The sequence below is a fragment of the Shouchella clausii genome (genome assembly GCF_002250115.1).
Lineage (GTDB): Bacteria > Bacillota > Bacilli > Bacillales > Bacillaceae_D > Shouchella > Shouchella clausii.
The window spans coordinates 183,706-208,894 of the sequence record NZ_CP019985.1 but is presented as its reverse complement, the minus strand read 5'-3'; the positions used below and the strand labels follow the sequence as shown (position 1 = coordinate 208,894).

At 46.7% G+C, this 25,189-nt stretch carries 27 protein-coding genes and 1 riboswitch; of the genes, 24 read left to right on the top strand and 3 right to left on the bottom strand.

Annotated elements, in window-relative coordinates; translation table 11 throughout:
- Positions 1 to 11: 11 nt before the first annotated feature.
- From BC8716_RS00970 to BC8716_RS00925, 10 genes are all read left to right on the top strand, one after another.
- Positions 12 to 989, top strand: coding sequence for a tripartite tricarboxylate transporter substrate binding protein (locus BC8716_RS00970; RefSeq protein ID WP_176471731.1), 978 nt, complete (start codon positions 12 to 14; stop codon positions 987 to 989).
- Positions 990 to 1,001: 12 nt separating this feature from the next.
- Entirely contained in the window at positions 1,002 to 1,460 is a 459-nt protein-coding gene (locus BC8716_RS00965) for a tripartite tricarboxylate transporter TctB family protein (protein WP_094423557.1), read from the top strand.
- A gap of 12 nt (positions 1,461 to 1,472) precedes the next feature.
- Complete coding sequence (locus BC8716_RS00960; protein ID WP_094423556.1) at positions 1,473 to 2,987, top strand: tripartite tricarboxylate transporter permease; 1,515 nt, start codon at positions 1,473 to 1,475, stop codon at positions 2,985 to 2,987.
- 261 nt (positions 2,988 to 3,248) lie between these two features.
- Complete coding sequence (locus BC8716_RS00955; RefSeq protein WP_011245871.1) at positions 3,249 to 3,482, top strand: AbrB/MazE/SpoVT family DNA-binding domain-containing protein; 234 nt, start codon at positions 3,249 to 3,251, stop codon at positions 3,480 to 3,482.
- A gap of 2 nt (positions 3,483 to 3,484) precedes the next feature.
- Positions 3,485 to 3,886 (top strand): type II toxin-antitoxin system death-on-curing family toxin, encoded by a 402-nt coding sequence (locus BC8716_RS00950; protein WP_094423555.1) that lies wholly within the window; start codon positions 3,485 to 3,487, stop codon positions 3,884 to 3,886.
- A 152-nt stretch (positions 3,887 to 4,038) separates the two neighbouring features.
- Positions 4,039 to 4,542, top strand: coding sequence for a hypothetical protein (locus tag BC8716_RS00945; RefSeq protein WP_094423554.1), 504 nt, complete (start codon positions 4,039 to 4,041; stop codon positions 4,540 to 4,542).
- 217 nt (positions 4,543 to 4,759) lie between these two features.
- Positions 4,760 to 4,966 carry an NETI motif-containing protein gene (locus BC8716_RS00940; RefSeq protein WP_094423553.1) on the top strand — a complete coding sequence of 69 codons (207 nt, stop codon included), beginning with the start codon at positions 4,760 to 4,762 and terminating at the stop codon, positions 4,964 to 4,966.
- A gap of 126 nt (positions 4,967 to 5,092) precedes the next feature.
- A complete protein-coding gene (locus tag BC8716_RS00935; RefSeq protein ID WP_094423552.1) occupies positions 5,093 to 5,458 on the top strand; it encodes a YybH family protein in 366 nt (121 codons plus the stop codon).
- A gap of 346 nt (positions 5,459 to 5,804) precedes the next feature.
- The gene (locus BC8716_RS00930; RefSeq protein ID WP_094423551.1) at positions 5,805 to 6,413 is read left to right on the top strand and encodes a zinc dependent phospholipase C family protein; all 609 of its coding nucleotides are present in this window, start codon (positions 5,805 to 5,807) and stop codon (positions 6,411 to 6,413) included.
- A gap of 78 nt (positions 6,414 to 6,491) precedes the next feature.
- Positions 6,492 to 7,124 carry a hypothetical protein gene (locus BC8716_RS00925; protein ID WP_094423550.1) on the top strand — a complete coding sequence of 211 codons (633 nt, stop codon included), beginning with the start codon at positions 6,492 to 6,494 and terminating at the stop codon, positions 7,122 to 7,124.
- A gap of 387 nt (positions 7,125 to 7,511) precedes the next feature.
- Here BC8716_RS00925 and BC8716_RS00920 read toward each other — a convergent pair whose 3' ends face one another.
- Together BC8716_RS00920 and BC8716_RS00915 are read right to left on the bottom strand one after the other, a co-directional pair.
- A complete protein-coding gene (locus BC8716_RS00920) occupies positions 7,512 to 8,063 on the bottom strand; it encodes a GNAT family N-acetyltransferase (protein ID WP_094423549.1) in 552 nt (183 codons plus the stop codon).
- A 60-nt stretch (positions 8,064 to 8,123) separates the two neighbouring features.
- Positions 8,124 to 8,861, bottom strand: a complete 738-nt coding sequence (locus BC8716_RS00915) for a type II CAAX prenyl endopeptidase Rce1 family protein (protein WP_094423548.1) — start codon at positions 8,859 to 8,861, stop codon at positions 8,124 to 8,126.
- A gap of 198 nt (positions 8,862 to 9,059) precedes the next feature.
- Positions 9,060 to 9,161, top strand: a riboswitch (purine riboswitch).
- A 113-nt stretch (positions 9,162 to 9,274) separates the two neighbouring features.
- Here BC8716_RS00915 and purE point away from each other — a divergent pair.
- From purE to BC8716_RS00850, 13 genes are all read left to right on the top strand, one after another.
- On the top strand, positions 9,275 to 9,766 hold the full coding sequence (gene purE / locus BC8716_RS00910; protein WP_094423547.1) for a 5-(carboxyamino)imidazole ribonucleotide mutase: 492 nt from the start codon (positions 9,275 to 9,277) through the stop codon (positions 9,764 to 9,766).
- Positions 9,763 to 10,893 carry a 5-(carboxyamino)imidazole ribonucleotide synthase gene (gene purK / locus BC8716_RS00905; RefSeq protein ID WP_094423546.1) on the top strand — a complete coding sequence of 377 codons (1,131 nt, stop codon included), beginning with the start codon at positions 9,763 to 9,765 and terminating at the stop codon, positions 10,891 to 10,893. The genes purE and purK overlap by 4 nt, the downstream gene beginning before the upstream one ends.
- A 19-nt stretch (positions 10,894 to 10,912) precedes the next feature.
- The gene (gene purB, locus BC8716_RS00900; RefSeq protein ID WP_094423545.1) at positions 10,913 to 12,211 is read left to right on the top strand and encodes an adenylosuccinate lyase; all 1,299 of its coding nucleotides are present in this window, start codon (positions 10,913 to 10,915) and stop codon (positions 12,209 to 12,211) included.
- Positions 12,212 to 12,235: 24 nt separating this feature from the next.
- Positions 12,236 to 12,955: a phosphoribosylaminoimidazolesuccinocarboxamide synthase gene (gene purC, locus BC8716_RS00895; RefSeq protein WP_094423544.1), complete on the top strand. Its 720-nt coding sequence runs from the start codon at positions 12,236 to 12,238 to the stop codon at positions 12,953 to 12,955.
- On the top strand, positions 12,948 to 13,199 hold the full coding sequence (gene purS / locus BC8716_RS00890) for a phosphoribosylformylglycinamidine synthase subunit PurS (RefSeq protein ID WP_011245883.1): 252 nt from the start codon (positions 12,948 to 12,950) through the stop codon (positions 13,197 to 13,199). Before purC ends, purS begins: the two co-directional genes overlap by 8 nt.
- A complete protein-coding gene (gene purQ / locus BC8716_RS00885; RefSeq protein WP_094423543.1) occupies positions 13,196 to 13,879 on the top strand; it encodes a phosphoribosylformylglycinamidine synthase subunit PurQ in 684 nt (227 codons plus the stop codon). The genes purS and purQ overlap by 4 nt, the downstream gene beginning before the upstream one ends.
- Entirely contained in the window at positions 13,863 to 16,088 is a 2,226-nt protein-coding gene (gene purL / locus BC8716_RS00880; RefSeq protein ID WP_094423542.1) for a phosphoribosylformylglycinamidine synthase subunit PurL, read from the top strand. Before purQ ends, purL begins: the two co-directional genes overlap by 17 nt.
- On the top strand, positions 16,064 to 17,476 hold the full coding sequence (purF, locus tag BC8716_RS00875; RefSeq protein ID WP_094423541.1) for an amidophosphoribosyltransferase: 1,413 nt from the start codon (positions 16,064 to 16,066) through the stop codon (positions 17,474 to 17,476). The genes purL and purF overlap by 25 nt, the downstream gene beginning before the upstream one ends.
- Positions 17,477 to 17,499: 23 nt before the next feature.
- Complete coding sequence (gene purM, locus BC8716_RS00870) at positions 17,500 to 18,537, top strand: phosphoribosylformylglycinamidine cyclo-ligase (protein ID WP_094423540.1); 1,038 nt, start codon at positions 17,500 to 17,502, stop codon at positions 18,535 to 18,537.
- Positions 18,534 to 19,118, top strand: a complete 585-nt coding sequence (gene purN / locus BC8716_RS00865; RefSeq protein ID WP_035204825.1) for a phosphoribosylglycinamide formyltransferase — start codon at positions 18,534 to 18,536, stop codon at positions 19,116 to 19,118. Before purM ends, purN begins: the two co-directional genes overlap by 4 nt.
- Positions 19,115 to 20,650 carry a bifunctional phosphoribosylaminoimidazolecarboxamide formyltransferase/IMP cyclohydrolase gene (gene purH, locus BC8716_RS00860; RefSeq protein ID WP_094423539.1) on the top strand — a complete coding sequence of 512 codons (1,536 nt, stop codon included), beginning with the start codon at positions 19,115 to 19,117 and terminating at the stop codon, positions 20,648 to 20,650. The genes purN and purH overlap by 4 nt, the downstream gene beginning before the upstream one ends.
- Positions 20,651 to 20,660: 10 nt before the next feature.
- Complete coding sequence (purD, locus tag BC8716_RS00855) at positions 20,661 to 21,926, top strand: phosphoribosylamine--glycine ligase (RefSeq protein ID WP_094423538.1); 1,266 nt, start codon at positions 20,661 to 20,663, stop codon at positions 21,924 to 21,926.
- Positions 21,927 to 22,313: 387 nt separating this feature from the next.
- Complete coding sequence (locus BC8716_RS00850; protein ID WP_094423537.1) at positions 22,314 to 23,438, top strand: M20 family metallopeptidase; 1,125 nt, start codon at positions 22,314 to 22,316, stop codon at positions 23,436 to 23,438.
- A 139-nt stretch (positions 23,439 to 23,577) separates the two neighbouring features.
- Here the strand turns inward: BC8716_RS00850 and BC8716_RS00845 are convergent, their stop codons facing one another.
- A complete protein-coding gene (locus BC8716_RS00845; protein WP_094423536.1) occupies positions 23,578 to 24,525 on the bottom strand; it encodes an ABC transporter substrate-binding protein in 948 nt (315 codons plus the stop codon).
- Between the two features lie 142 nt (positions 24,526 to 24,667).
- Between BC8716_RS00845 and BC8716_RS00840 the strand changes: the two genes are divergently transcribed.
- Positions 24,668 to 25,183: a GNAT family N-acetyltransferase gene (locus BC8716_RS00840; RefSeq protein ID WP_094423535.1), complete on the top strand. Its 516-nt coding sequence runs from the start codon at positions 24,668 to 24,670 to the stop codon at positions 25,181 to 25,183.
- Positions 25,184 to 25,189: the final 6 nt, after the last annotated feature.

Below are 25,189 nucleotides of genomic sequence, written 5' to 3'. Positions count from 1 at the left end.
GGACTGTGAGTATGGGTGTTGCTTTACTAATTAGCGGCTGCTCGATGCCAGTTCAAAGCGGATCCGTTAACGCAGAAGGGGAATGGGAGCCGGACCGTTCGATTGAGTTTATTGCTCCGGCGGCAGCTGGAGGCGGCTGGGACACAACCGCAAGAATGCTTGCCAAGACAATCGATGAAGAAAAGATTGCTGACCATAGTTTTGGCGTTGTTAACAAACCTGGCGGCGGCGGGGCAGTTGCTTGGGCATACATCCATAAGCGAAATGACCCCCATAATATCTTTATCGCCTCGCCACCGTTGCATTTTGTCGCCTTGGCAGGGCAGTCTCCATACGGCTACGAAGACTTTACGCCGATTGCCAATTTAATTGCCGACTACGGAGCCTTCGCTGTCAGAGCTGATGCAAAGTGGGAGACACTGGAAGAATTGTTTGCCGATATGCGCGAGGATCCGAGCCAAGTAACGACGATTGGCGTGTCTTCACCAGGAAGTATGGACCACATGCAGTTTGTTTTATTTGCCGATGCGGCTGGTGTAGACATTTCCAAAATTCGTTACGTGTCTGATCAGGAAGGCGGGGCAATGACTTCTGTTTTAAATGGCAGCGTCGACGTTGTATCAACAGGCGTGTCAGAAGCGGCAGAACAGGCTCGTGCAGGCAAAATGAAAGTTCTTGGCATCACAGCCCCTGAGCGGTTGGAAGGCGAGTTTTTGTCAACGTTGCCAACAGGGAAAGAACAGGGCATTGATGCAGAATTTGTCGTATGGCGCGGCATTTTTGGTCCGCCGGATATGACGGAGGAACAGCTCGCTTATTATGAATCGATCTTTAAACAAGCTTCCGAATCTGAAGCGTTTGCGGAAGTGCGCGAGGCGTATGGGTGGGATGAAATGTACATGGATTCTGAGACGTTCCGTGCATTTTTGGAAGAACAATCAGAAGATTTGGAAACGGTTTTAGATGAACTAGGCTTCCGCCGCGACTAAAGGAGTGATAACATGAGACTCACTGTCAATCGAGGGATTTCAATTGTGTTGATCGGTATTGCAGTTGTTTATTTAGTGATGGCATTCCAATTGCCGGAATATGCATTTGTCCCCGTTGATTCGGACTTAGTGCCGAAATTGCTCGGAGCTAGTTTGCTCGTTCTAGGGGTTTGCTTTTTCTTTGCCAAAGACCCTGACACGGAAGAGCAAAAGAAAAAGCGGACGATTCCGAAGAAGGAAGTTTGGATGCTTCTTACTGTAATGGGATTCATTCTTATTTACATTACTGTGCTTGAAGTAATTGGCTTCGTGATTATGACCACGTTATTCATTCTCGTATGTTCACGATTTTTAGGGTATCGAAAGTGGCTTGTTAATGCAATTACATCGATTGTCTTTTCAATCGGCGTTTATTGGTTGTTTAATTACGGGTTAGCGATTCGGCTGCCAGCAGGCATTTTGCCGTTTTAAAGGAGGGAGAACATGGGCTCATTTGAAGGGCTGTTGCAAGGCTTTCAAGTTGCATTCAGCTGGGAAGGAATTATTTTTGTGTTTATTGGCGTGCTTCTTGGCACCATCATTGGGATGATCCCCGGACTCGGGCCAATTAGCGCGATTGCGATTATGATACCGATTACGTATGGCATGAATCCAACGATTGCACTTGTGATGATGGCCGGTGTCTATTATGGGTCGATGTATGGTGGCTCAACGTCGTCGATTTTGTTGAATGCCCCAGGTGTTGCCGGAACGGTTGCTGCTGCGTTTGACGGTTACCCGATGGCAAAACAGGGCAAGGCGGGGAAAGCCCTCGCGATTTCGGCCATTTGTTCATTTGTGGGCGGTACGGTCAGCGTTGTGTTGTTAATGCTGTTTGCGCCAATGTTAGCAAGCGTCGCAATTTACTTTGGCCCGCCTGAGTATTTTGCGCTTATGCTTCTCGGTTTGACAGCTATCGCCAGTTTAAGCGACGGCTCAACATTGAAAGCGCTGACATCGGCGGTTCTTGGTTTTATGGTTGTGACGATCGGAATTGATTCACAAACGGGGACAACCCGTTTTACGTTTGGCAGTGTCAATTTGCTTGATGGTATCGATTTTCTTATTGTTGCTCTTGGTGTCTTCGCTTTGGCTGAAGTGTGTTTTCTTATTTTAAACCGGAAAGAATCGATGAGTGGTTTTAAAAACATCGGCAGCTTAAAATTAAGCAAATCTGATTTTAAGGAAATGACGGGGCCGATGACAAGGCAGTCTTTCCTCGGCTTTCTTCTCGGTATTTTGCCAGGGGCAGGCGCAACCATTTCATCGTTTATCGCCTACATTTCTGAAAAAAGGCTTGCTAAAAAACCAGAAGAATTCGGCAAAGGCTCGATTAAAGGACTTGCCGCCCCAGAGACAGCGAACAATGCGGCAACAAGCGGCGCATTTGTGCCATTGCTCAGCCTTGGCATACCTGGTTCAGGCACGACAGCCGTCATGCTTGGCGCTTTTCTCGTACTAGGCGTCCAACCTGGCCCATTGTTAATGACTGAAAACCCAACTGTGTTTTGGGGCGTCATTGCCAGCATGTATATCGGCAATGTATTCTTATTAATTTTAAACTTGCCTCTTATTCCTTACTTCGTAAAAATATTAGCGGTCCCACGGCCTTTGCTTATTTCACTCGTTATCATATTTAGCATGGTCGGCGTATACGCGGTCAGCTTCAGCACATTTGACCTTTATTTACTCGTTTTATTTGGAATACTCGGCTATTTAATGCGGATCTTTGCTTTCCCGGCAGCCCCTTTTATCCTTGCCTTTATTCTTGGAGGGATGATGGAACAGATGCTGCGCCAATCATTAACGATTTCAGATGGATCGTTTATGATTTTCCTGCAAAGCCCACTCGCAGTATCGCTTTTTGTCTTCACGCTTATTGCTTTAATTTTCCCAGAATGGCGAAAAAGAAGAGCAAACCGCAAACAACAAGACAACAATCGTACGATTGGTATGTAGGCAAGCCGCCCGAAATGGGCGGTTTATTTCATTTGGCTTAAGACATCATTTCCAGACAGTAAGTTTGGGGTTGGATGGGTATAGGATTGCCCAAGACAAGCTAGTTAGAAGCTGGTAAATCCCAAACAAAGGCATGCTAATTAGGCCTATCGTTTTAAACCGGTTGCATTTAGGGAATAATGACATAAACTAATATATACTATGTATATACATCAAAGAAGGAGCGGTAGTATAATGAAAGAACAAAGAGGAGGTAAGAATATGTCCTTCAAAGTCCATCCCTGGGGAAATAGCAGTGCTGTACCGGTCCCATCCCATGTACGTAAAGTATTAGGAATTGAAAACGGTTCTGAGGTGGAAATTGAGGTCAAAGATGGGGCAATGATTGTGAAGCCAGTGAAAAAAGACGAAGGAGTTGACCAAGCGTTTATCGATTTCTTAAAAAAAACGGATAAGAAATTTGAGACAGTGACACGAAACTTGGTTGACCGGTAAAAATGAAATATCCAAGTGTGCAAGAAGTCATTAGGATTAATCATTATGTGATCATGAAATACTCACCTGATGAACAAATTGGCGTAAAGGAAATGAACTTACTGGAATCGGCTCTCCATCGTCCAAAACAATCAGTGCTTGGAAAAGATGCATACCCTACTATCTATGAGAAAGCCGCAGCTTTGTTTCAATCATTGGTGCAGAATCATTGTTTTTATAATGCTAATAAACGAACGGCCTTATGGTCGGTTGAATACTTCCTTGTTACGAACGGCTATGAATTGACAAATGATCAAGTAGAGCTCGAACGATTTACAGTAGCAATTGCGACTGATCATTTAGAGGTTGCGGATATTAGCAAATGGCTTCGCAAGCACAGTTCTCTTCAAGAGCATAAAGGATAAACTGTACCATTTTATTAAGTATAGAAGCCTATTTTTAGCTTATTGAGCTGGAAATGTCGGCTTCTTTTTATATCTAGTATTGACTAATTTTTAACATGATTCGAATTAAACGGAGGATGGTTTCTGTTAAATTTCATTGGAGGATATTATAGGTGGAGAGGATTCAAAATACATTTGGTATTACTTTTTATGCTGACGAGGCACCGATTTTTCAAATTGACTCAAAACGACAGTTGGTTATTCAAACAGATGCGTTTAAAGGAAAACCAACACGTTTACGTAAATTAACATCATTTATGTTTGATCGCTCTTCCGTCATTGATGTTATTTTTCTGAAATCGTATTTGCCACTGGGGTTTAAGAAACCAATCATTACAACGAATATTTTGCATAACACTGTAAAAGTGAAAAACTGGAAGGAGTTTCATCATAAAGAAGAGACATTTGGCATGACTAGAAACTTTGTGATAGTGACAGATGTCAAAGCACATGAAGTGTATAATTACTCACGAGCAATTATAAAGGGGAAAAGACCTTCATTCATAGCTTTTTACAATGATGAGTACTTCTATGGGATTAACGACGATGAGTTGAGTATTATTTCAAGAACACCTACTCACATCGAGGAATTAAAATCGTATTTAGATAGCTTATAGACCTTTTAAAAAGGTACCATTTCTTTAATCGTTATGTACCTCCATTCTAAAAACGAACAACTCCTAAGTTACGGCCTTTTCTCGATACCAATCGGGGATTGGCCGTTATTTTTTTTAAAAACTTTCTTATGGCAAAAAGGAACTCATGTAGATGAGGCGAAAAGGTTGGCTTGTGGTAAAATCGCTATAGAAACTGCTTCAATTCAAGGAGGAAAAAGTGAAACCGAAAAAACAAACATTTGAAGTCGGGGCCAATGAAACGATTAGCGATTGCTTGGCGCGGATGGAGCGGGAAGGCTACCGACCAGTAAGGCGGATCGAGAAGCCTGTTTTTGCCCAGAAAAACAGCAAAGCGGAGCCTGAGTATGTGCGGCAGCGCATTATTTTTGAAGGCATTCGAACAGATGGCAATGATTTTGCGTAACGGTTCTTTCGTTTAGTTGGGAAATAGCCGACATCTAGCTTTTCCCTTTTAATTCGTTACCCGGCAAAGGCTAAGACGTCCATAAAGCTTTAAGGGTGGAAAAGCATGATCATTCAGGAGGACACCATGACATATCAAAAAGCATTAGAGGCATATATTAACGCAACAAATACCCATGATTTTAATGAAGTAAAAAAAATTCTGCATCCTGAGGCGGTGTACTGGTTTACAGATAAAACATGTACGTCTCTGGAGGACATCGGAAACTACTTCCAACACGCGTGGCAAATCATTAAAGAGGAAGTTTACTCTGCGACAAATGTTCACTGGCTAGCTGCTGATGAGAAGGTGGCAACATGCATTTACACGTACCGGTATGAAGGATACCATAATGGCAAGTTTGTTTCAGGCAGTGGCAGGGCAACGAATGTTTTCACCGTCTACGATGGCGAATGGAAATTAATACATGAACATTTAAGCAGGAGTATATAAAGAGTGGTTTTTCACCACTCTTTGAGGTTGTCGACAAAGTCGATAACCGCCCTCAGACTGATAGAAAACGCTTGTCAGACGAGGAGTGCAGCCGAGGGAAGATGCGAATAGAACGTGGGTTCATGAGCATATGAGTGAGGCAAACGACGAAGTATGCGAGCGTTTGTCTACAGTCTGAAAGAGTGGTTTTGCACCACTCTTTTTATGCATAAGCAAAAAATGTAAGAGTTGTGTCTCGGTGTAGACAACAGAACTGAGGTGCCTTTATCGTATGGTTGGCTGTTGCATTTAATAAGATGGTTAGGATGGGGGAGAGTTCTGGAATAATGATGGGAGGATGAGGAATTTGGGTTCACGAATCATGCACTTAATGATCGCTAATCGAATAGCGGAGTGTTTCCCGGTTAAAGATAAGAAGGCGTTTTTACTTGGCGGCATTGCTCCAGATGCTGTGTCCCCGAAAGAGTTGTCCCATTTCTTTAAAGGGGAGCTGCAAGACTATTCGAGAAGGATTGATTATAAGGGATTTCTAGACAAATATCGTTCGGAAATGGAAAGTGATTATATATTAGGCTATTTCGTCCATTTAATCGCTGATGATTTATGGCTAAAAGGTTTTTACTTGCCATGGTTGAAAAATCGCCTGGAGGCCGATAAAGAACTGTCTAATTTGTATTACCATGATTTTCGCTTATTGAACGCAAAGTTATTAGAACTCTATGGTTGTGCAAATGAATTGAAACCCATGCTCCGGTCACTACCGACCATTTGTGATTTGCAAGAAGTAAAATCGAAAGATGTGGAAACATTCCTTCCTGATGTAATCAATGATATGGAGTACGATGAAGATGTCATAAACGAGAAACTAAATGTATTTACGTTTGATCAAATCATTGGTTATGTAGAAACATCAGTTGATAAAGGATTAGTGCTGATGAAGTCAGTCAATCTTTAAATTGAGTTGGAATAGAAAAGGACTAATCCTATAACAATGAAAGGAGAGGATTAAGGTTATAAAAAGGGGGAGAATCGAATGGATAACGCTACGTATGTCTGGTATGCCAGCTACGGATCGAATATGAACAGGGAGCGGTTTCTTTGTTATATAAGAGGCGGCCAGCCAGAGGGGGCGGAGATCGAAGAAGTTGGTTGTTCAGATCCTGCCCACCCAATAAAGGAAAGCGCGCATCGATTGCCTTTCCCGCTTTATTTTGCTCAAAACTCAACCCGTTGGCAAAAGAAGGGCGTTGCTTTTATTGGCTTGACTCCTTTAGCTGGGGTTTATACGTACAGCCGGAAATATTTAATAACGAAGGAGCAATTTGAAGATGTCGTTAAACAGGAAAATAACGGGCTTGCTTTTTCAATCGACATCGACGATTTGAAGCAAAGAGGGAGGAAAGCCGTACTTCCTTCTTGGTATGGCACAGTGCTTTATGCAGGGGAAGAGGAAGGGTTCCCCATTTTTACTTTTACAGCAAAGTGGAAAAAAGAAGTACCGTTCCATGCCCCGTCCTTTGAATACTTAAGAATGATCGTAAAAGGGCTGTATGTCTATGTAGGCTTAAAGCAAGGGGAAATTGTAACCTATTTGCGCGATAAACCAGGAATAGCCGGAAACATAACAGAGGAAGAGTTGTGGAATCTTGTAAACAGTGTTTCATAACTTCATCGTTCAGACAGATACAATTCATCAAATCCGAATGGCCAACTTTGATACAAATGCTACCAATCACTTCTTGCTTGCTATTTTTCAGAGAGATAGAAGAAAAACGGACAACTTTCCTGTCCCGTGCCAGTTCCCTTCATGGAAGCTTCCTCGTAACCTTCTAATCCTAAATTACTCCCGCAATCGCCTAACCTTCTGGCAAACATCAGTGTTTTCAATGAGAACAATCGTAGCTAAATCAAGAAAAAGGAAACATGCTCGCTCAGCGATTGCACAAGTGAGCTTTTTAGTGGTAATTGAATAGGTTGTGGAGACAGACAGGAAAGAGGGGGAGATCGATCTACAGGCTAGTTGTGATAACTAGCCTGGGGGTGCAATGTCCGATTACTCCGCATTTGCTTGCCATTCGTTTTTTAACAGACCATAAACGACATGGTTGTGGCGCGCCCCTCCGACGACTTCAGCATGGCGGATAACGCCTTCTTTTGTAAAACCTAGGCGTTCGGCGACAGCTTGGCTCGCTTTGTTTTCTGTCGCAGCACGAAGCTCCACTCGTTCTAAATGATAGTAGTCAAAGGCTAGTTTTAATAAAGCGTGGCCAGCTTTTGTCATTAGCCCTTTGCCACAAAATGCCTCGCCGAGCCAATAGCCGATCGTTGCTGTTTTATTCGTCCAATCAAACTGGTGGAAGCCGATGACGCCTGCCGCTTGGCCTTTATGCCATATGCCAGCATGCAAGCCGCTGTTAGAGCCGAAGTCCTGCATGCTAGAGCGAATGAACGCTTCCGTGTCTTCTCGTTTGTTAGTGGAATCGGCCCACGGCATCCATGGACGCAAATGCGCTTTTGAGTTTTGAATGAGTGCAAAAATCGCCGGCGCATCTTGAAGGTCAAGCACTTTTAAGTAACTATGGTCGTCGATCTCAAGCGTAAACACGTCTCTTCCCCCCTTTTAAGATTCATCTAGTATAGCAAGGGGGATGAGAAAAGCCAATGCTTACTTAACGACAAACGCATTGCGGTATAACGATGGATAGACGGCATTGGCGAGCATCACAAGGCCATTGAGCATGAGAAGCAAAGCGAAAACGACAATCACGGCTTGCAGGTATGGAACACTAAGCCAAAACACCATAAATAGCCCAGTTTGCATAAGCGCAGCAGCTATTGACGATTTGCTTGTCGCCGTCAAAAAGGAAAGGGGCGCGCTTGCTAGCAAAAAGTATGCAGCCAAAAGCAAAACATGCCAATCGCTGCCTTGGAAAAATACAAGAATAACGGGGATGTGCCAACAGGCGATAATGGCGCCGACAATGAGTGATGATTGCCAAAAAGGCAATCTAGTAAACTCTTTTTGAAAAAAACCACGCCAACCGATCTCTTGCAATAGGGCAGCTAAAAAAACGAGCAGCCAAATAAACGGATTCGTCATCAGCGCAGGAGCGATAAGCATAAAAGAAGACAATAGGACAAAACAAAAGAACAGCGGGACGAAAACGGCAACAATCCACCAGACGTTTGGTTTACCAGATAGAAATACATGGGCAAAGAACGAGTCGCTATAGTTTGATAAATGCAACGTATAAGCAGCAAATAGCGGGCTCGCTGCGGCAAAAATAGCAAGATATAAAACCGGTGTTTGCGGGACAGCAAGCGCGAGTGCGGCGCATCCCCAGGCAATGCCGAAAACAATAAACAGAAAGAGGCGTTTGGTTCGTTGTTCAAAAGCGCTCATTGTCTGTCCTCCTCATCACAATGACAATCATAAAGTTCTGTCATTCAATCAATGTACATTATGCTATGCAGCAATTGGGCATTTGTTTCAGCAGTAATTAAAAAAGATAAAAACGAACAATGTAAAATACTTTCGATAAAATGTTCGACTATTTGTTGACACTTACGAGGAGGATGCGTAAACTAAAAGGGGAAAAGCAAGTTAAAAACGAAAACGCCTCATATATACTCGGGAATATGGCTCGAACGTTTCTACCCGGCAACCGTAAATTGCCGGACTATGAGGGGAAGTCATTACGCGCATATTAGCCTTTTCGGCATAGAATTTGCGAACTTTCTCTCATGGAGTGTCAAGAAAGAAAGCGGTTCTATGCTTTTTCTGTTTGCAAAAAAGACAAGAGTGGGGGATGTGACATGAAACAGCCGATTGTCGGCATCATTATGGGCAGTACTTCTGATTGGGAAACGATGCGCCATGCCAGTGAGATTTTAGAAGAACTTGGCGTTCCCTATGAAAAAAAAGTGGTGTCCGCCCACCGTACTCCTGATTATATGTTTGAATACGCGGAACAAGCGGAAGAGCGGGGGCTTCGTGTCATTATTGCAGGGGCAGGGGGAGCGGCCCATTTGCCAGGAATGGTCGCGGCAAAGACCCTTCTCCCGGTCATTGGCGTTCCTGTTGAATCACGTGCCTTAAAAGGGTTGGACTCCTTGTTGTCGATTGTGCAAATGCCAGGAGGGGTACCTGTGGCTACTGTGGCAATCGGCAAAGCAGGTGCAACCAATGCAGCGCTTTTGGCGGCGCAAATGATTGCCACAACGGACAAGGCGTTGCAACAACGATTGGCAACGCGCCGTGAACGCATTAAAAAGACCGTTCTAGAAAGCAGTGGTGAACTCGTATGAGCGAAGTGAAGCCAGGGAGCACGATCGGCATTATTGGCGGCGGCCAACTTGGGCGGATGATGGCATTGTCGGCCAGGCAAATGGGGTACCGGATTGCTGTGCTTGACCCGACCCCTGACGCCCCGTGTGCACAAATCGCGGATCATGTGTTTACGGCTGCCTATGACGATATAGAAGCGTGCAAACAACTTGCCAATGTAAGTGATGTCATCACATATGAGTTTGAAAACATAGATGAAGAAGCAGCAAAAACACTCACAGAGCTAAGCGACTTTCCCCAAGGGTTTAAAGTGCTTGGGACAACACAGCATCGTCTTAAGGAAAAGCAAGCGATCTCTGCTTTAGGGGTGCCAGTCGCCCCTTTTTCCCCGATTTATGAGGAAGCCGATATCGAAGAAGCACTCAATGAAGTAGGCTTGCCAGCGGTTTTGAAAACTTGCCGCGGCGGCTACGATGGCAAAGGCCAAGCGGTTGTACACACGAAAGCGGAATTAGAAGCAGCCGTAAAAACGCTTCTTGCCTCAGGGGAGCTTGTGCTCGAAGCAATGATTCCTTTCGAACGGGAAATCTCGGTTATTGTCGCTAAATCGCGCAATGGCGAAGTGAAGACATTTCCTGTAGCGGAAAATGAACATAAAGACAACATTCTCCATCGTACGATCGTTCCGGCTCGCATTCAAAGCGAAACAGAAGAACAAGCGCTTGAGTTGGCTGTCAAAATCGTAAATGGTTTGCAGGCAGTCGGGCTGTTAGCGGTAGAAATGTTCGTTAACGAAGATGGGTCGTTGCTTGTCAACGAACTCGCCCCTAGACCCCATAATTCAGGGCATTATACAATAGAAGCGTGCCGCACTTCCCAGTTTGAGCAACATATCCGCGCTGTGTGCGGACTGCCACTCGGCTCGACTGAATTGTTGGCTGCCGCAGCAATGGAGAACATACTTGGAGACGATGTTGCCCCATTGCTTGGCCGCCTTGACCGTCTTGGCTCGGTTTCGTTGCACCTTTATGGAAAGAAAGACGCTAAACCAAAGCGGAAAATGGGGCATGTAACGGCGCTTGGAAACGATGCCGATCACTGCCTACGCTTGCTGGATGAATTGTGGCTACAAACGACTTTACATTAATTGTTGGAGGAAACAACGAATGATTGAACGGTACACACGCCCAGAAATGGGTGCTATTTGGACAGATGAAAACCGCTATAAGGCATGGCTTGAAGTAGAAATTGTCGCTTGTGAGGCTTGGGCGGAGCTAGGCGAAATTCCGAAAGAAGACGTGGCGAAAATTCGCGAGAACGCAAGCTTTTGTGTAGATCGTATTTTGGAAATTGAAGAAGAAACGCGCCATGATGTGGTCGCCTTCACGCGGGCTGTTTCAGAAACGCTTGGCGAAGAGCGGAAATGGGTTCATTACGGCTTAACGTCAACAGACGTCGTTGATACAGCGCTGTCGTATTTGCTAAAACAAGCAAACGCGATTCTGGCAGAAGACTTAAACCGCTTTTTAGACATTATAAAAACAAAAGCGCAAGAACATAAATATACGATCATGATGGGGCGCACACATGGCGTCCACGCAGAACCAACGACATTTGGCTTAAAGCTCGCCCTTTGGTACGAAGAAATGAAACGAAACATTGAACGCTTCCACCATGCGGCGGAAGGCGTCCGCTTTGGCAAGCTTTCAGGGGCAGTTGGCACATATGCCAATATTGACCCACGCGTCGAGCAAATTGTGTGCGAAAAGCTTGGCTTAAACCGAGCGCCGATTTCCACGCAAACGCTCCAACGTGACCGCCACGCCGAATACATGGCAAGCTTGGCGTTAATCGCGACATCGATTGAGAAATTTGCCGTCGAAATTCGCGGCCTGCAAAAAAGCGAGCTGCGCGAAGTCGAGGAATATTTCGCAAAAGGGCAAAAGGGCTCTTCTGCGATGCCTCATAAACGCAACCCAATTGGCTCTGAAAATATGACAGGCCTTGCCCGTTTAATGCGTGGTTACATGAACACAGCTTATGACAATGTCGTCTTGTGGCATGAAAGGGATATTTCCCATTCATCGGCCGAGCGTGTCATTTTGCCAGATGCAACAATTGTGCTCAATTACATGCTGAACCGGTTCGGCAACATTGTTAAACAGTTAACGGTTTTCCCTGAAAACATGAAGCGTAATATGACACGGACGTACGGGCTCATTTATTCACAGCGTGTGCTCCTTAGCTTAATCGACAAAGGCATGGTCCGTGAAGAAGCCTATGACCTTGTCCAGCCGAAAGCGACACAAGCGTGGGAGGAAGGCGTTCAATTCCGTGAACTGGTGGAAGGAGAGCCACGCATTACGAATGTGCTGTCGCCAGAGGAATTAAATGAGTGCTTTAACTATGAACACCATATGAAGCATGTCGATACGATTTTTACACGTCTTGGTTTAAACGACTAATATCCATAAGGGGCTGAGCAAGCAATGGTTAAAGGGGAATTGCTTTACGAAGGCAAAGCCAAACGGATTTTCCGCAGCAGCGAAGAAGGAGAACTGTGGGTCGAATATAAAGATGACGCCACGGCTTTCAACGGTGAAAAGAAAGAGACGCTTGCAGGCAAAGCACGGCTCAATAATGAAATTTCTTCTCTCATCTTTGCCACGCTTGCGAAAAAGGGGATTCCGTCGCACTTTATACGGAGATTATCTGACACGGAACAACTGGTCAAACAAGTAGACATCATTCCTCTTGAAGTAGTCGTCCGCAATGTTGTCGCTGGCAGCATGGCTAAACGACTTGGCATTGAAGAAGGAACGGTGCTGAAAAAGCCTCTTGTGGAGTTTTATTATAAGGACGATGCCCTCGGTGACCCATTGGTGACCGAGGACCACATCGGCATTTTAAACGTCGCTGCGGCAGAGGAAGTAGCGCAATTAAAACAAATGGCCGCTGCTGTGAATAACGAGTTAATCGAGTTGTTTGCCACAATCGGTGTTCAGTTAATTGACTTTAAGCTTGAGTTTGGCCGCACGCAAGCAGGGGAGTTGCTCCTTGCCGATGAAATATCGCCAGATACGTGCCGGCTATGGGATAAAGACACAAAGGAACGTTTTGATAAGGATCTTTTTCGCAGAAATCTAGGAAACTTACAAGAAGGCTATCAAGAAATTTTATCCCGGCTAGGAGGGCTTTACCATGTATAAAGTGAAAGTCTATGTCACCTTGAGAGAAAGTGTGTTAGATCCCCAAGGAGGCGCTGTCAAAAGTGCGCTTCACGCGATGGATTACCAGGAAGTTACAGATGTCCGCATCGGCAAGTATATGGAATTGCAGCTTGAATCTACTGAAAAGCTTGAAGAGCGCGTCAAAGAGATGTGTGAGAAATTGCTTGCCAATACCGTTATTGAAGACTACCGCTTTGAAGTGGAGGAGGTTGTCCCATCATGAAGTTTGCGGTCATCGTGTTTCCAGGCTCTAATTGCGATGCAGACATGTATCATGCCATTAAAGACGGACTTGGCGAGGAAGTCGAATATGTCTTCCATACGGAAACGTCTTTAGACGGTTTTGATGCCGTGCTTCTTCCAGGTGGCTTTTCCCATGGCGATTACTTGCGTTCTGGAGCCATTGCCCGCTTTGCGCCAATTATGCCAGCAGTCATCCAAGCGGCTGAGGCAGGCAAGCCTGTACTCGGCGTTTGCAACGGATTCCAAGTACTGCTTGAAGCCGGTTTGCTTCCTGGGGCAATGAAGCGCAATATCGATTTGAAATTTGTATGTCGCACAGTCGAATTAGTTGTCGAAAACAACAAAACGATGTTTTCTTCTGGCTATGAACAAGGGCAAACGATTCGCATTCCTGTCGCTCATGGCGAAGGCAACTATGAATGTGATGACGAAACGCTAGCAAACCTTCGTGCAAACAAGCAAATTGTCTTTCGTTACAATGAGCATGTCAATGGCTCCAAAGGCGACATTGCTGGCATTACCAATGAACGGGGCAACGTGCTTGGCATGATGCCGCACCCAGAACGGGCAACAGAAACATTGCTCGGAAACGATCAAGGATTGGCTGTTTTTACATCGATCTTACGCAACTGGAGGGAATCTCATGTCACAGCTTCTTGAGCCAAGCGCTGAAACGATTAAAGCCGAGCGGCTATATCGAGAAATGGGCTTGACGGATGATGAATTTGCACTGGCTGAAAAAATCGTCGGCAGGCCATTGAATTTCACAGAAACAGGCTTGTTTTCCGTCATGTGGTCTGAGCATTGCAGCTATAAAAATTCAAAAGTACTGTTGAAAAAGTTTCCGACTGACGGCGAGAACGTGCTCCAAGGCCCAGGTGAAGGGGCAGGCATTATCGACATTAAAGACGAACAGGCGGTTGTGTTTAAAATTGAAAGCCATAACCACCCGTCTGCGATTGAGCCGTACCAAGGCGCTGCTACTGGTGTCGGCGGCATTTTGCGCGATGTTTTTTCGATGGGTGCCCGTCCTGTCGCATTGTTAAACTCGCTCCGCTTTGGCGAACTCGAATCAAAAAAAGTGAAGTACTTGTTTGAAGAAGTTGTGGCCGGGATTGCTGGGTACGGCAATTGTGTCGGCGTACCGACGGTCGGCGGAGAAGTGCAATTTGATCCGTGCTACGAAGCGAACCCCCTTGTCAACGCAATGTGTGTCGGTTTGATCGACCATAAAGATATTCAAAAAGGCCAAGCAAAAGGTGTCGGCAATACCGTTATGTATGTCGGCGCAAGCACAGGCCGCGATGGCATTCATGGTGCTACTTTTGCCTCGGAAGAATTAAGCGAAGACTCCGATGCCAAACGTCCGGCTGTCCAAGTGGGCGACCCGTTTATGGAAAAACTTTTGCTGGAAGCATGCCTAGAAGTGGTTCAGTCGGATGCGCTTATTGGCATTCAAGATATGGGCGCCGCTGGCCTTGTTTCTTCTTCAGCCGAAATGGCGAGCAAAGCAGGGTCAGGGATCGAAATGAACTTGGACCTAGTGCCACAGCGTGAAGCAGGGATGACGCCGTATGAAATGATGTTGTCAGAATCACAAGAGCGGATGTTGCTCGTTGTCGAAAAAGGGCGAGAACACGAAATCAAAGCGATTTTTGAACGGTGGAACCTCCATGCTGTGGAAGTCGGTGTTGTCACAGATGATCGCCGGCTCCGTTTAACCCATAAAGGCGAAGTTGTCGCTGATGTGCCGGTCGATGCGCTGGCAGAAGATGCGCCTGTTTACCATAAACCATCAAAAGTGCCTGCCTATTTTGACGTTTTTCAACAGCAGGCTCCTTATATTCCTGAGATAACAGACGCGAATGAAACGCTGCTGAAGCTTTTGGCTCAGCCGACGATTGCTAGCAAAGAATGGGTGTATGAGCAATATGATTATATGGTGCAAACGAATACCGTTGTCGAGCCTGGCTCAGACGCTGCGGTGATCCGCATCCGCGGCACGAATAAAGCATTAGCAATGACGACCGACTGCAATTCTCGCTATTTGTATGTAGATCCAGAAATGGGTGGAAAAATTGCGATTGCGGAAGCAGCGCGGAATCTTGTTTGTTCAGGAGCGAAGCCACTTGGCGTAACAGACTGCTTGAATTACGGCAATCCGGAAAAGCCAGAAATTTTCTGGCAGCTAGAAAAATCGACCGATGGCTTAAGCGAAGCATGCCGGGAGCTAGGGACGCCTGTCATTGGCGGCAACGTCTCCCTTTATAATGAACGGTCTGGCGGTGCTGTTTATCCAACTCCTGTCATCGGCATGGTTGGCTTGGTTGAAGACGTTGCTCATATTACGACGCAGTCGTTTAAAGATGCAGGCGACCTGATTTATGTAATCGGTGAAACCAAAGCAGAGTTTGGCGGCAGCGAGCTGCAAAAAATGCTAGCTGGCGAACTGTCAGGGAAAGCGCCGGAAATTGATTTGGCTGTAGAGAAAGCGCGCCAACAGCAATTGTTGAGCGCAATCGAACAAGGCCTCGTCCAGTCTGCCCATGATGTTGCCGAAGGCGGACTTGCTGTTTCCTTAGCGGAAAAAATGATGGAATGCCCGTTTGGCGCTGAAATCAGTCTATCCCTAAGCGCAGCTGAGCTGTTTGCTGAAAGCCAATCACGTTTTATTGTCACCGTGAAACCTAGCGATCAACAACGATTTGAAGATACGGTCCGTGATGCGGTTGCAGTCGGGGCTGTTACGGAAAGCAGAAAATTAACGATTCGTAGCGAAAATGGAAATGCTGTCATCGACCTTTGCCAAGATGAATTAGTGAAAGCCTGGAAAGGGGCTATTCCATGTTTACTGAAATCAAAGGCTTGAACGAAGAATGTGGCGTATTTGCCGTTTGGGGCCATAAAGAAGCTGCGCAAATTACGTATTATGGGTTGCACAGCCTCCAGCACCGCGGCCAGGAAGGCGCAGGCATTGTCGTGTCCGACGGAAACAAGCTCTCTGCCCATAAAGGGCTCGGCCTAGTCAATGATGTGTTTAATCAAGATGTCTTGCGCAACCTTCAAGGGAAGGGCGCGATTGGCCATGTCCGTTATGCGACGGCAGGCGGAGGCGGCTATGCCAATGTCCAGCCGTTGTATTTCAATTCGCAAAAAGGCGGTCTTGCGATTGCCCACAATGGCAATCTTGTCAATGCCAATCACTTAAAACACCAGCTTGAAGCACAAGGGTCGATCTTCCAGTCTACATCGGATACGGAAGTGCTCGCCCATCTTATTAAACGCAGCGGCTACTATACGTTAGAAGAACAATTGAAAAATGGGCTGTCTTCCTTAAAAGGCGCCTATGCATTTGCTGTCATGAACGAGCGCCAATTGATGGTCGCCCTTGATCCAAATGGGTTGCGTCCCCTTTCCATCGGACGTTTAGGCGATGCGTATGTCGTTGCTTCAGAGACATGTGCGTTCGACATCATTGGCGCCACCTATGAGCGTGAAGTAATGCCAGGCGAACTGCTCATTATTGACGATACAGGCTTGCGCAGCGAACGCTTCGTTTCTCCAGGGAACCGGGCGATTTGCAGTATGGAATACGTTTATTTTGCGCGGCCAGATTCAAATGTGGATACAATCAATATTCATACAGCGAGAAAAAATTTAGGAAAACAGCTTGCGATTGAAGCGCCAGTGGAAGCGGATGTGGTGACAGGCGTGCCTGACTCCAGCATTTCCGCAGCAATTGGCTATGCCGAGCAGTCCGGCATTCCTTATGAATTGGGCATGATTAAAAATCGCTATGTCGGGCGTACCTTTATTCAACCTTCACAAGAACTACGGGAACAAGGAGTAAAGATGAAGCTTTCCCCTGTGCGTGGCGTTGTCGAAGGCAAACGAGTTGTTATGATTGACGATTCGATTGTACGGGGAACGACGAGCCGCCGCATTGTCCATATGCTTCGTGATGCAGGGGCAGCTGAAGTCCATGTCCGCATTTCATCGCCACCGATTAAACATCCGTGCTTTTACGGAATTGATACGTCAACGACGGAAGAATTAATTGCTTCCAACCACTCAATTGAAGAAATGCGGAAAATCATGGGTGCTGATTCACTTGCTTTTTTGTCGACTGAAGGCTTAAAAGCAGGGATTGGCCGTTCTGAAGCCATGCATAATTGCGGGCAATGCCTTGCCTGCTTTACAGGCGAATACCCAACGGAGATTTATGCCGACACCGTGCATCCGCACGCGAAAGTATAGCAAAGAATCGGAGGAGAGCATTCGTGTCAAACGCATATAAACAAGCAGGGGTCGATATTGAAGCTGGTTACGAAGCAGTAAACCGAATGAAACGGCATGTGGAACGAACAGCAAGAAAAGGCGTACTTGGCGGTCTAGGTGGATTTGGCGGCAATTTTGACCTTTCATCGTTAGGGTTAAAGGAGCCTGTCCTTGTATCAGGGACAGACGGCGTTGGCACGAAGCTAATGATTGCGTTTATGGCAAACAAGCATGACACAATCGGCCAAGATGCAGTCGCCATGTGTGTCAACGACATTGTCGTACAGGGAGCTGAACCGCTCTATTTTTTGGATTATCTAGCTTGTGGAAAAGCAGTGCCAGAAAAAATTGAAGCGATTGTCAAGGGTGTCGCCGATGGTTGTGAAATTGCAGGCTGTGCCCTTATTGGCGGGGAGACGGCGGAGATGCCTGGCATGTACGGGGAAGATGAGTATGATTTGGCCGGTTTTTCAGTCGGGGCAGTTGAGAAAAAAGACTTGCTGACAGGCGAACATATTCAAGCAGGCGATGTCCTGATTGGGCTCCCATCAAGCGGCCTTCATAGCAATGGCTTTTCCCTTGTCCGCAAAGTATTGTTGCAAGATGCAGGCCTGACGTTGCAAACGGAATGTGCCACACTTGGCAAGACGCTTGGAGAAGAGCTTTTGACGCCGACAAAAATTTACGTAAAACCGTTGCTTGCCTGCCTCAAACAAGGGTTGCTTGCTGGTGCAGCCCATATTACAGGAGGCGGCTTTTACGAAAACATTCCCCGCATGCTGCCAAAAGGCGTAGGCATTCATATTGACTACGGTTCATGGCCGATACCGCCGATTTTTTCATTGATCCAAGAGCAAGGCGGCCTATCTGAACAGGATTTGTTTCATACGTTTAACATGGGCATTGGCATGGTGCTCGCTGTACCTGAGGACAAACACCAACAAGCGCTCGCCACTCTTGAAGCTAATGGGGAAGACGCCTATATTATTGGGCGCGTAACGCCAACAGAAGGAACGGTGATTGGGGGCATTGGTGCATGAAGGTCGCGGTCTTTGCTTCTGGGACGGGAACGAATGCCGAAGCGCTCATCAAAGCAGCAAAAACAGGCGAACTTGGCGGAGAAGTCGCGCTTGTCGTCAGCGATAAGCAACATGCTCCAGTACTCGAAAAAGCGCGGAATTTGGGGGTGAAGGCGGAGCATCTTTCGCCACAATCTTTTTCCGATAAAGCCGCTTATGAACAAGCAATCTTGACGCTTCTTACAAAAGAAGGCATCGATTTTATTGTGTTAGCAGGTTATATGCGGTTGATTGGACCGACGTTGCTTGAAGCCTATGAGGGAAAGATGATCAATATCCATCCATCGCTTTTGCCTGCGTTCCCTGGTTTGGACGCAATAGGCCAAGCATTGGAGGCAAAGGCAGACACTACAGGTGTAACCATTCACTATGTCGATGCAGGCATGGATACAGGTCCGGTAATTGCCCAACAGCAAGTAGCAATTGCCAAAGGAGAAACGCGGGAGACGTTAACTGCAAAAATCCAAGCCGTCGAGCACACGCTCTATCCGGCGGTTGTAAAACAAGTTTTAAACGAGCATGTTGAGGGGGAACAGCAATGACGAAGCGAGCACTTGTTAGTGTATCAAATAAAACAGGCTTAATCCCGTTTGTAAAAGGGCTGGCAGAAGCAGGGGTGGAGATCCTATCCACTGGCGGCGGCACCAAACGGGCATTAGAAGAAGCGGGCATCGCTGTTGTCAACGTTTCAGATGTAACGGGCTTTCCAGAAATTTTAGATGGCCGTGTCAAAACACTCCATCCGAACATTCACGGCGGCCTATTAGCGATGCGCACTAACGATGAACATATCAAACAAATAGAAAAACTTGGCATTGAGCCAATTGATTATGTTGTCGTCAATTTGTATCCATTTGCAGAAACGATCGCCAACCCAGAGGCATCATTTGCTGACGCGATCGAAAACATCGATATCGGTGGTCCAAGCATGCTCCGCTCCGCTGCTAAAAACCACGCAGATGTGACAGTGGTGGTAGATCCAGCCGATTATGATGCTGTGCTTGCTTCCCTTAATGCAAGCAAAGAAGAGCAACTTGCACTGCGCCAAAAACTAGCTGCAAAAGTATTCCGCCATACAGCGGCCTATGATGCGATGATCGGCAGCTACCTAACCGATGCCGTTGGCGAGGAAAATCCCGAAAGCTTGACGGTTACGTATACACATAAACAAACGCTCCGTTACGGGGAAAATCCACACCAAAAAGCTGCTTTTTATGAAAGCAGGACAAGTTCGCCGTCATCCATTGCCCAAGCAAAACAACTTCATGGCAAGGAATTGTCTTACAACAATATCAATGATGCCAATGCAGCGCTTGAAATCGTAAAAGAATTTAGCGAACCTGCGGCGGTAGCTGTCAAACATATGAACCCATGCGGTGTTGGCACTGGCGCCACTGTTGGCGAAGCCTATACGCGCGCTTATGAAGCAGACCCGAAATCGATTTTTGGCGGCATTGTAGCCCTAAACCGAGAAGTGGACCGTGAAACAGCTGAAAAAATGGCGGCGATCTTTTTGGAAGTCATTCTCGCCCCTTCATTTAGCGAAGAAGCAAAAGCGATTTTGCAGCAGAAAAAAAACATCCGTCTGCTAGAAGTCGCTGTCACCAAAGGCGAGCTGGAGAAAAAGCTTGCCTCCGTCCATGGCGGCTTGCTCATTCAGGAAGAAGACCATTTAGGCTTTGACGACGGGGACATCCGCATTCCAACGAAACGGGAACCGACAGAAGAAGAATGGACTGCGTTGAAACTCGGCTGGAAAGTTGTCAAGCATGTGAAGTCAAACGCAATTGTGCTTACGAACGGCGAAATGACAGTCGGCATTGGCGCTGGCCAAATGAACCGCGTCGGTGCCGCGGCGATTGCAATTGAACAAGCGGGTGAACGAGCGCAAGGCGCTGCCCTCGCATCAGATGCGTTCTTTCCGTATGGAGATACAGTCGAAGCAGCCGCAAAAGCGGGCATTACCGCAATTATTCAGCCAGGCGGCTCCGTTCGTGACAATGAATCGATTGAAAAAGCAGACGAATACGGAATCGCCATGGTCTTTACAGGCGTACGCCACTTCAAACATTAAGGAGGTACCTATGAATGTGCTTATTATTGGCGGCGGCGGGCGCGAACATGCGATTGCATGGAAAGCGAAACAAAGCAGCCTAGTCGACAACGTCTATGTAGCCCCAGGAAATCCAGGAATGGAAGATGTCGCTACATGCATAGGGCTTGCCGAATCAGACCATGACGCACTCGTGCAATTTGCGATCCAAAGCGATATTGGCTTAACGATTGTTGGGCCTGAAGCGCCGCTGTTGGCAGGGATTGTTGACCGTTTTGAAGAGGAAGGGCTGCCTGTGTTCGGCCCGCGCCAAAGTGCGGCGCTCCTTGAAGGGTCGAAGTCGTTTGCGAAAGAGATCATGACAAAATACGGCATTCCAACTGGCAAAGCCAAAGCGTTTTCCGATTACGAGGAAGCAGTAGCGTACGTAATGCAAGAAGGCGCGCCGATTGTCGTAAAAGCTGACGGCCTTGCTGCCGGCAAAGGCGTCACCGTCGCTTTGACAGAGGAAGAGGCAATCGCTGCCCTCCGCCATGTGCTAGTCGAAAGCGCGTTTGGCGAAGCAGGCGCACAAGTCGTCGTCGAAGAATACCTCGAGGGCGAGGAACTATCGCTTATGGCGTTTGTGAGCGGCAATACCGTTGTGCCAATGGTCGGAGCCCAAGACCATAAACGCGCCTATGATGGCGATCAAGGCCCGAATACAGGCGGAATGGGAGCCTATTCGCCTGTTCCCCAATTCAAACAAGCGGACGTGGAACGCGCTGTAGCGGAAGTGTTACAACCAACGGCTGACGCCATGGTCAAAGAAGACCGGCCATTTACAGGCATTTTATACGCTGGCTTGATGATGACCGCCCAAGGGCCAAAAGTAATCGAATTTAACGCCCGCTTCGGCGATCCAGAAACACAAGTCGTCTTGCCACGGCTAAAATCTGATTTAATTGACGTGATGGTGAAACTGCTAAACGGAGACCAGGTAGAACTTGAATGGAAACAAGAAGCGGTTGTCGGCGTCGTCCTTGCGAGTGTCGGTTACCCTGGCGCCTATGAAAAAGGCGTGTCCATTGCTGGCATTGAAGCAGCTTCCACGAAGGGGCTTGTGTTCCATGCAGGCACAACAAAGCAAGGGGACGTTTGGCAAACCAATGGCGGGCGCGTCTTGTTGACTGCTGCCACTGGAAATACGATTGCCGATGCCCAATTGGCTGCTTATCAAGCAGTGAAAGAAATTAAAAGTGACGGCTTGTATTACCGAAAAGACATTGCGGTAAAAGCGATGGAAGCCGCGAAGTAACCACAGTATCGTTGTTAGACGAGAAGTGTAGTCGATCGACTCGGACATGCGTTCATGAACAGCGGTTCTCTTGCTTTGAAACATAGACTTGTGCAAACGCCAACGTACCGAGCGTTTGCCTACAATCTGACCAATGGCGCTAGGGGATGAGTGCCATTGGTCTTTTTTGGATTTATCCTGTCAATCGAGCAAACAATGTGCTGATTTGCTAGAGCAAGAGCCCTATTTTCGCTATAATGGATCCATATCGTTTTTAAAGAATGTAAAGGCGAAGGGGCCAGCAAACCGATTGATCATGAGATGCTGTAGTTCTTGTCTAGCTTCACAACGGCGTATGGGCTATTAGCCGATCGTCGATGTTAGTAATATAAGGGAGGAATCCGGGGAGTGGGCACTTATACCAAAGCAAACATGCTAGATTTGCTTGAAAAACTAGTAAATATCGATAGCGGTTCCTACGACAAAGAGGGAATCGACCGAGTAGGCTCTTTTCTTTATGACCAATACAAAGCATTAGGGTTTTCAGCCATTGTCCATGAACAAAGCACCTATGGGAACCACATGACGATCACCCATCAAGAAGCACGTGATCCAAACATTCTGCTGCTTTGCCACTTAGATACGGTTTTTCCAAAAGGCACAGCAGCCAAACGCCCTTTTTCAATCAAAGGAAACCGTGCCTATGGGCCTGGGGTAGTCGATATGAAAGCTAGCCATGTTACATTGCTTTCGGCTGTTTCTGCGCTAGCGGCAAACCATGATTCCACCTTACAGAACATCGCCATTTTGCTGACGAGCGATGAGGAAATTGGCGCGCCTTCTGGAAGAAAGATCATTGAAGCCGAAGCAAAAGGCAAAAAAGCAGTCCTCGTCATGGAGCCAGCACGAAAAGACGGCTCCCTTGTAACAGCAAGGCGAGGCGGCGGCACTTATGTCATGAAAGTGAACGGAAAAGCTGCCCATGCAGGCATTGAACCAGAAAATGGGCGAAGCGCGATTGAGGAGCTTGCGCATAAAATCGTCGCCCTCCACGGGTTATCCGATCAAAAAGCGGGCACAAATGTCAATGTCGGCCTAATAAAAGGCGGGACATCCGTCAACACAATCGCCGACTATGCCGAAGCAAGCATAGACATCCGCATTTCTAAGCTTGAACAAGCAGCTGTTTTGGAGAAAAAAATACAGAGCATATGCAAGACTCCTACCGTAGAGGGAACAGCCGTTGAATTAATAAGCGGGATTACAAGACCGCCAATGGAACGGAACGAGCAGACGGTCGATCTGTTTAACTTGATCCAAAAGGAAGCACAAGCTCTAGATCTCACGTTAACGGAAACAGCGACAGGAGGCGGATCAGATGCCTCGTTTACATCAGCATTAGGGATTCCAACCATTGACGGAATGGGCCCTGTTGGCGGCAATCCTCATAGCGAAGAGGAGTATGTAGAAATCGACTCCCTTCAGGAGCGATCATTGCTTTTGGAACGGACGCTTGTTCGATTGTCCAAATGAATAGGAGTTTCGGACAGTTCCTGAGGTTATAGTTCAATTTTTCCTATGAGTGAGAAATTTGCTTTCAAATGCTGATAAGCACCAAAAAAGACTGGGTCTCTGTTGGATAAACAGCGTCCAGTCTTCTTCCATTTCAAGTTTATTCACCGATAATATGTTCATAAACGGAATCAATCGTTTGCATATTGGCTTGGTAGCCGTTATAAAGCCAGCTACTTTTACCTGAAACTTCAAACACGTTGCCTTGTTCAACTGCTGGAATGCCGGACCAGATCGCTTCTGATTTCAATGACTTGATTGTATCTGGGTCGCCGTCTACAAGGAAAAGATAGTCTGCGTCAAGTTCAGCCAATGCCTCAAGTGAAATCGGATTCCAGTGGGCGCCAGCATCTTCAGGCAGATTAGCGATTGCATTGGCCGGTTCTAGCTCCAAGTCTTCAAAGAGCACGGCGCCACTAGCTACATCAGGCGCAACGACATAATAATCGCCGCCAATAACCCAGACAGCAGCAACTTTGCTGTCGCCTATTTTATCATTTAATGCCTCTTTTACTTCAGCAACACGGTCGTCGTAAGTAGCAAGCGCCTCGGCTGCCTTATCTTCTAAACCGAGCACTTCACCGATTTCTGTTAACGCCGCCCGCCAATCATCGGCCGTTTCCTGGTCTAATACATAAGTAGGCGCAATTGAATTGTATTGTTCATAATCGCCGCTTTGCAAGCTAGTCTCCCCTGGCGCAAAAATCAAATCCGGTTCAGCATCCATGACTGCTTCGAGGGGGAGCACTGAATCAATTGGATCAATTCCTTCAAGGTATTCTTCTAAATACACTTGAGTGGATTCACGGCTGGCAACCGACCATTGGACGACTGGGGTCACTCCAAGTGTAACAAGAGGGTCCTCTAAGTAAGAGCCGATGATGCGCTCAGGCTTGTTAGGAATCGTGACTTCATTGCCTACTCCGTCAGTCACCGTCTTTGGTTCGGAAGCAGAACCAGCATCGGAATTGTTGTCGTTTTCGCTTTGGCAGGCGCCAAGCAATAATGCGGTAGCCATACAGGCTGTAACGAGATTGCGGGATTTCATTTTAATAGACGTCCTCTCTTGTTCGATCTATAAAGTATCATATTGAGAATCGTTATCAATGTCAAGCTTAAATAGAGATCTTTAAGCAAAAATGCAACAGCTACGTTATAATAACGGTAAGGATAGAGAAGGATGGGGTAGGATGAGTGTTAAAATCAGCAAACTAGAAAGTATAGATCGCTATATTGGTCAGTTGGCTGAACTGATGGTAGACACTGTAGACGGCGGAGCTTCGATTGGCTTTATCGCCCCTATGGAAAAACAAGAGGCAGAAGCGTATTGGCAATCGCTTCAACTCTCAGAGCATACCCATGTGTGGGTGGCCTTAGCAAATGATAGCGTAATGGGAACGATTCAACTTCACCTCGTCGACAAAGCGAATGGCCGCCACCGTGCCGAGATAGCCAAGCTCATGGTCGCTAACAAAGCGAGGCGGCAAGGAATAGGCCGGAAATTGCTAGCCGTTGCCGAAAAAACAGCAATGGAACATAACCGGACGTTGCTCATCCTAGATACGGAAGAAGGAGCGCCCTCGAATGTATTGTACAAAACAAGTGGCTATACGTTTGCAGGGACGATTCCCCAATTTGCCCAAAATCCTTATGGGGGCTTACGAGGGACGAATTTGTACTACAAGCATTTACCAAATGGCGATTAACTAGGA

Coding starts and splice junctions, on each gene's coding strand:
- purC (WP_094423544.1), top strand. CDS start 12,236: ATGGTTAAAGGGGAATTGCTTTACGAAGGCAAAGCCAAACGGATTTTC.
- purD (WP_094423538.1), top strand. CDS start 20,661: ATGAATGTGCTTATTATTGGCGGCGGCGGGCGCGAACATGCGATTGCA.
- BC8716_RS00925 (WP_094423550.1), top strand. CDS start 6,492: ATGGATAACGCTACGTATGTCTGGTATGCCAGCTACGGATCGAATATG.
- BC8716_RS00950 (WP_094423555.1), top strand. CDS start 3,485: ATGAAATATCCAAGTGTGCAAGAAGTCATTAGGATTAATCATTATGTG.
- purL (WP_094423542.1), top strand. CDS start 13,863: ATGTCACAGCTTCTTGAGCCAAGCGCTGAAACGATTAAAGCCGAGCGG.
- BC8716_RS00965 (WP_094423557.1), top strand. CDS start 1,002: ATGAGACTCACTGTCAATCGAGGGATTTCAATTGTGTTGATCGGTATT.
- BC8716_RS00970 (WP_176471731.1), top strand. CDS start 12: ATGGGTGTTGCTTTACTAATTAGCGGCTGCTCGATGCCAGTTCAAAGC.
- purE (WP_094423547.1), top strand. CDS start 9,275: ATGAAACAGCCGATTGTCGGCATCATTATGGGCAGTACTTCTGATTGG.
- purH (WP_094423539.1), top strand. CDS start 19,115: ATGACGAAGCGAGCACTTGTTAGTGTATCAAATAAAACAGGCTTAATC.
- BC8716_RS00960 (WP_094423556.1), top strand. CDS start 1,473: ATGGGCTCATTTGAAGGGCTGTTGCAAGGCTTTCAAGTTGCATTCAGC.
- BC8716_RS00935 (WP_094423552.1), top strand. CDS start 5,093: ATGACATATCAAAAAGCATTAGAGGCATATATTAACGCAACAAATACC.
- purS (WP_011245883.1), top strand. CDS start 12,948: ATGTATAAAGTGAAAGTCTATGTCACCTTGAGAGAAAGTGTGTTAGAT.
- purB (WP_094423545.1), top strand. CDS start 10,913: ATGATTGAACGGTACACACGCCCAGAAATGGGTGCTATTTGGACAGAT.
- purN (WP_035204825.1), top strand. CDS start 18,534: ATGAAGGTCGCGGTCTTTGCTTCTGGGACGGGAACGAATGCCGAAGCG.
- BC8716_RS00955 (WP_011245871.1), top strand. CDS start 3,249: ATGTCCTTCAAAGTCCATCCCTGGGGAAATAGCAGTGCTGTACCGGTC.
- BC8716_RS00840 (WP_094423535.1), top strand. CDS start 24,668: ATGAGTGTTAAAATCAGCAAACTAGAAAGTATAGATCGCTATATTGGT.
- BC8716_RS00845 (WP_094423536.1), bottom strand. CDS start 24,525: ATGAAATCCCGCAATCTCGTTACAGCCTGTATGGCTACCGCATTATTG.
- BC8716_RS00915 (WP_094423548.1), bottom strand. CDS start 8,861: ATGAGCGCTTTTGAACAACGAACCAAACGCCTCTTTCTGTTTATTGTT.
- purQ (WP_094423543.1), top strand. CDS start 13,196: ATGAAGTTTGCGGTCATCGTGTTTCCAGGCTCTAATTGCGATGCAGAC.
- purK (WP_094423546.1), top strand. CDS start 9,763: ATGAGCGAAGTGAAGCCAGGGAGCACGATCGGCATTATTGGCGGCGGC.
- purF (WP_094423541.1), top strand. CDS start 16,064: ATGTTTACTGAAATCAAAGGCTTGAACGAAGAATGTGGCGTATTTGCC.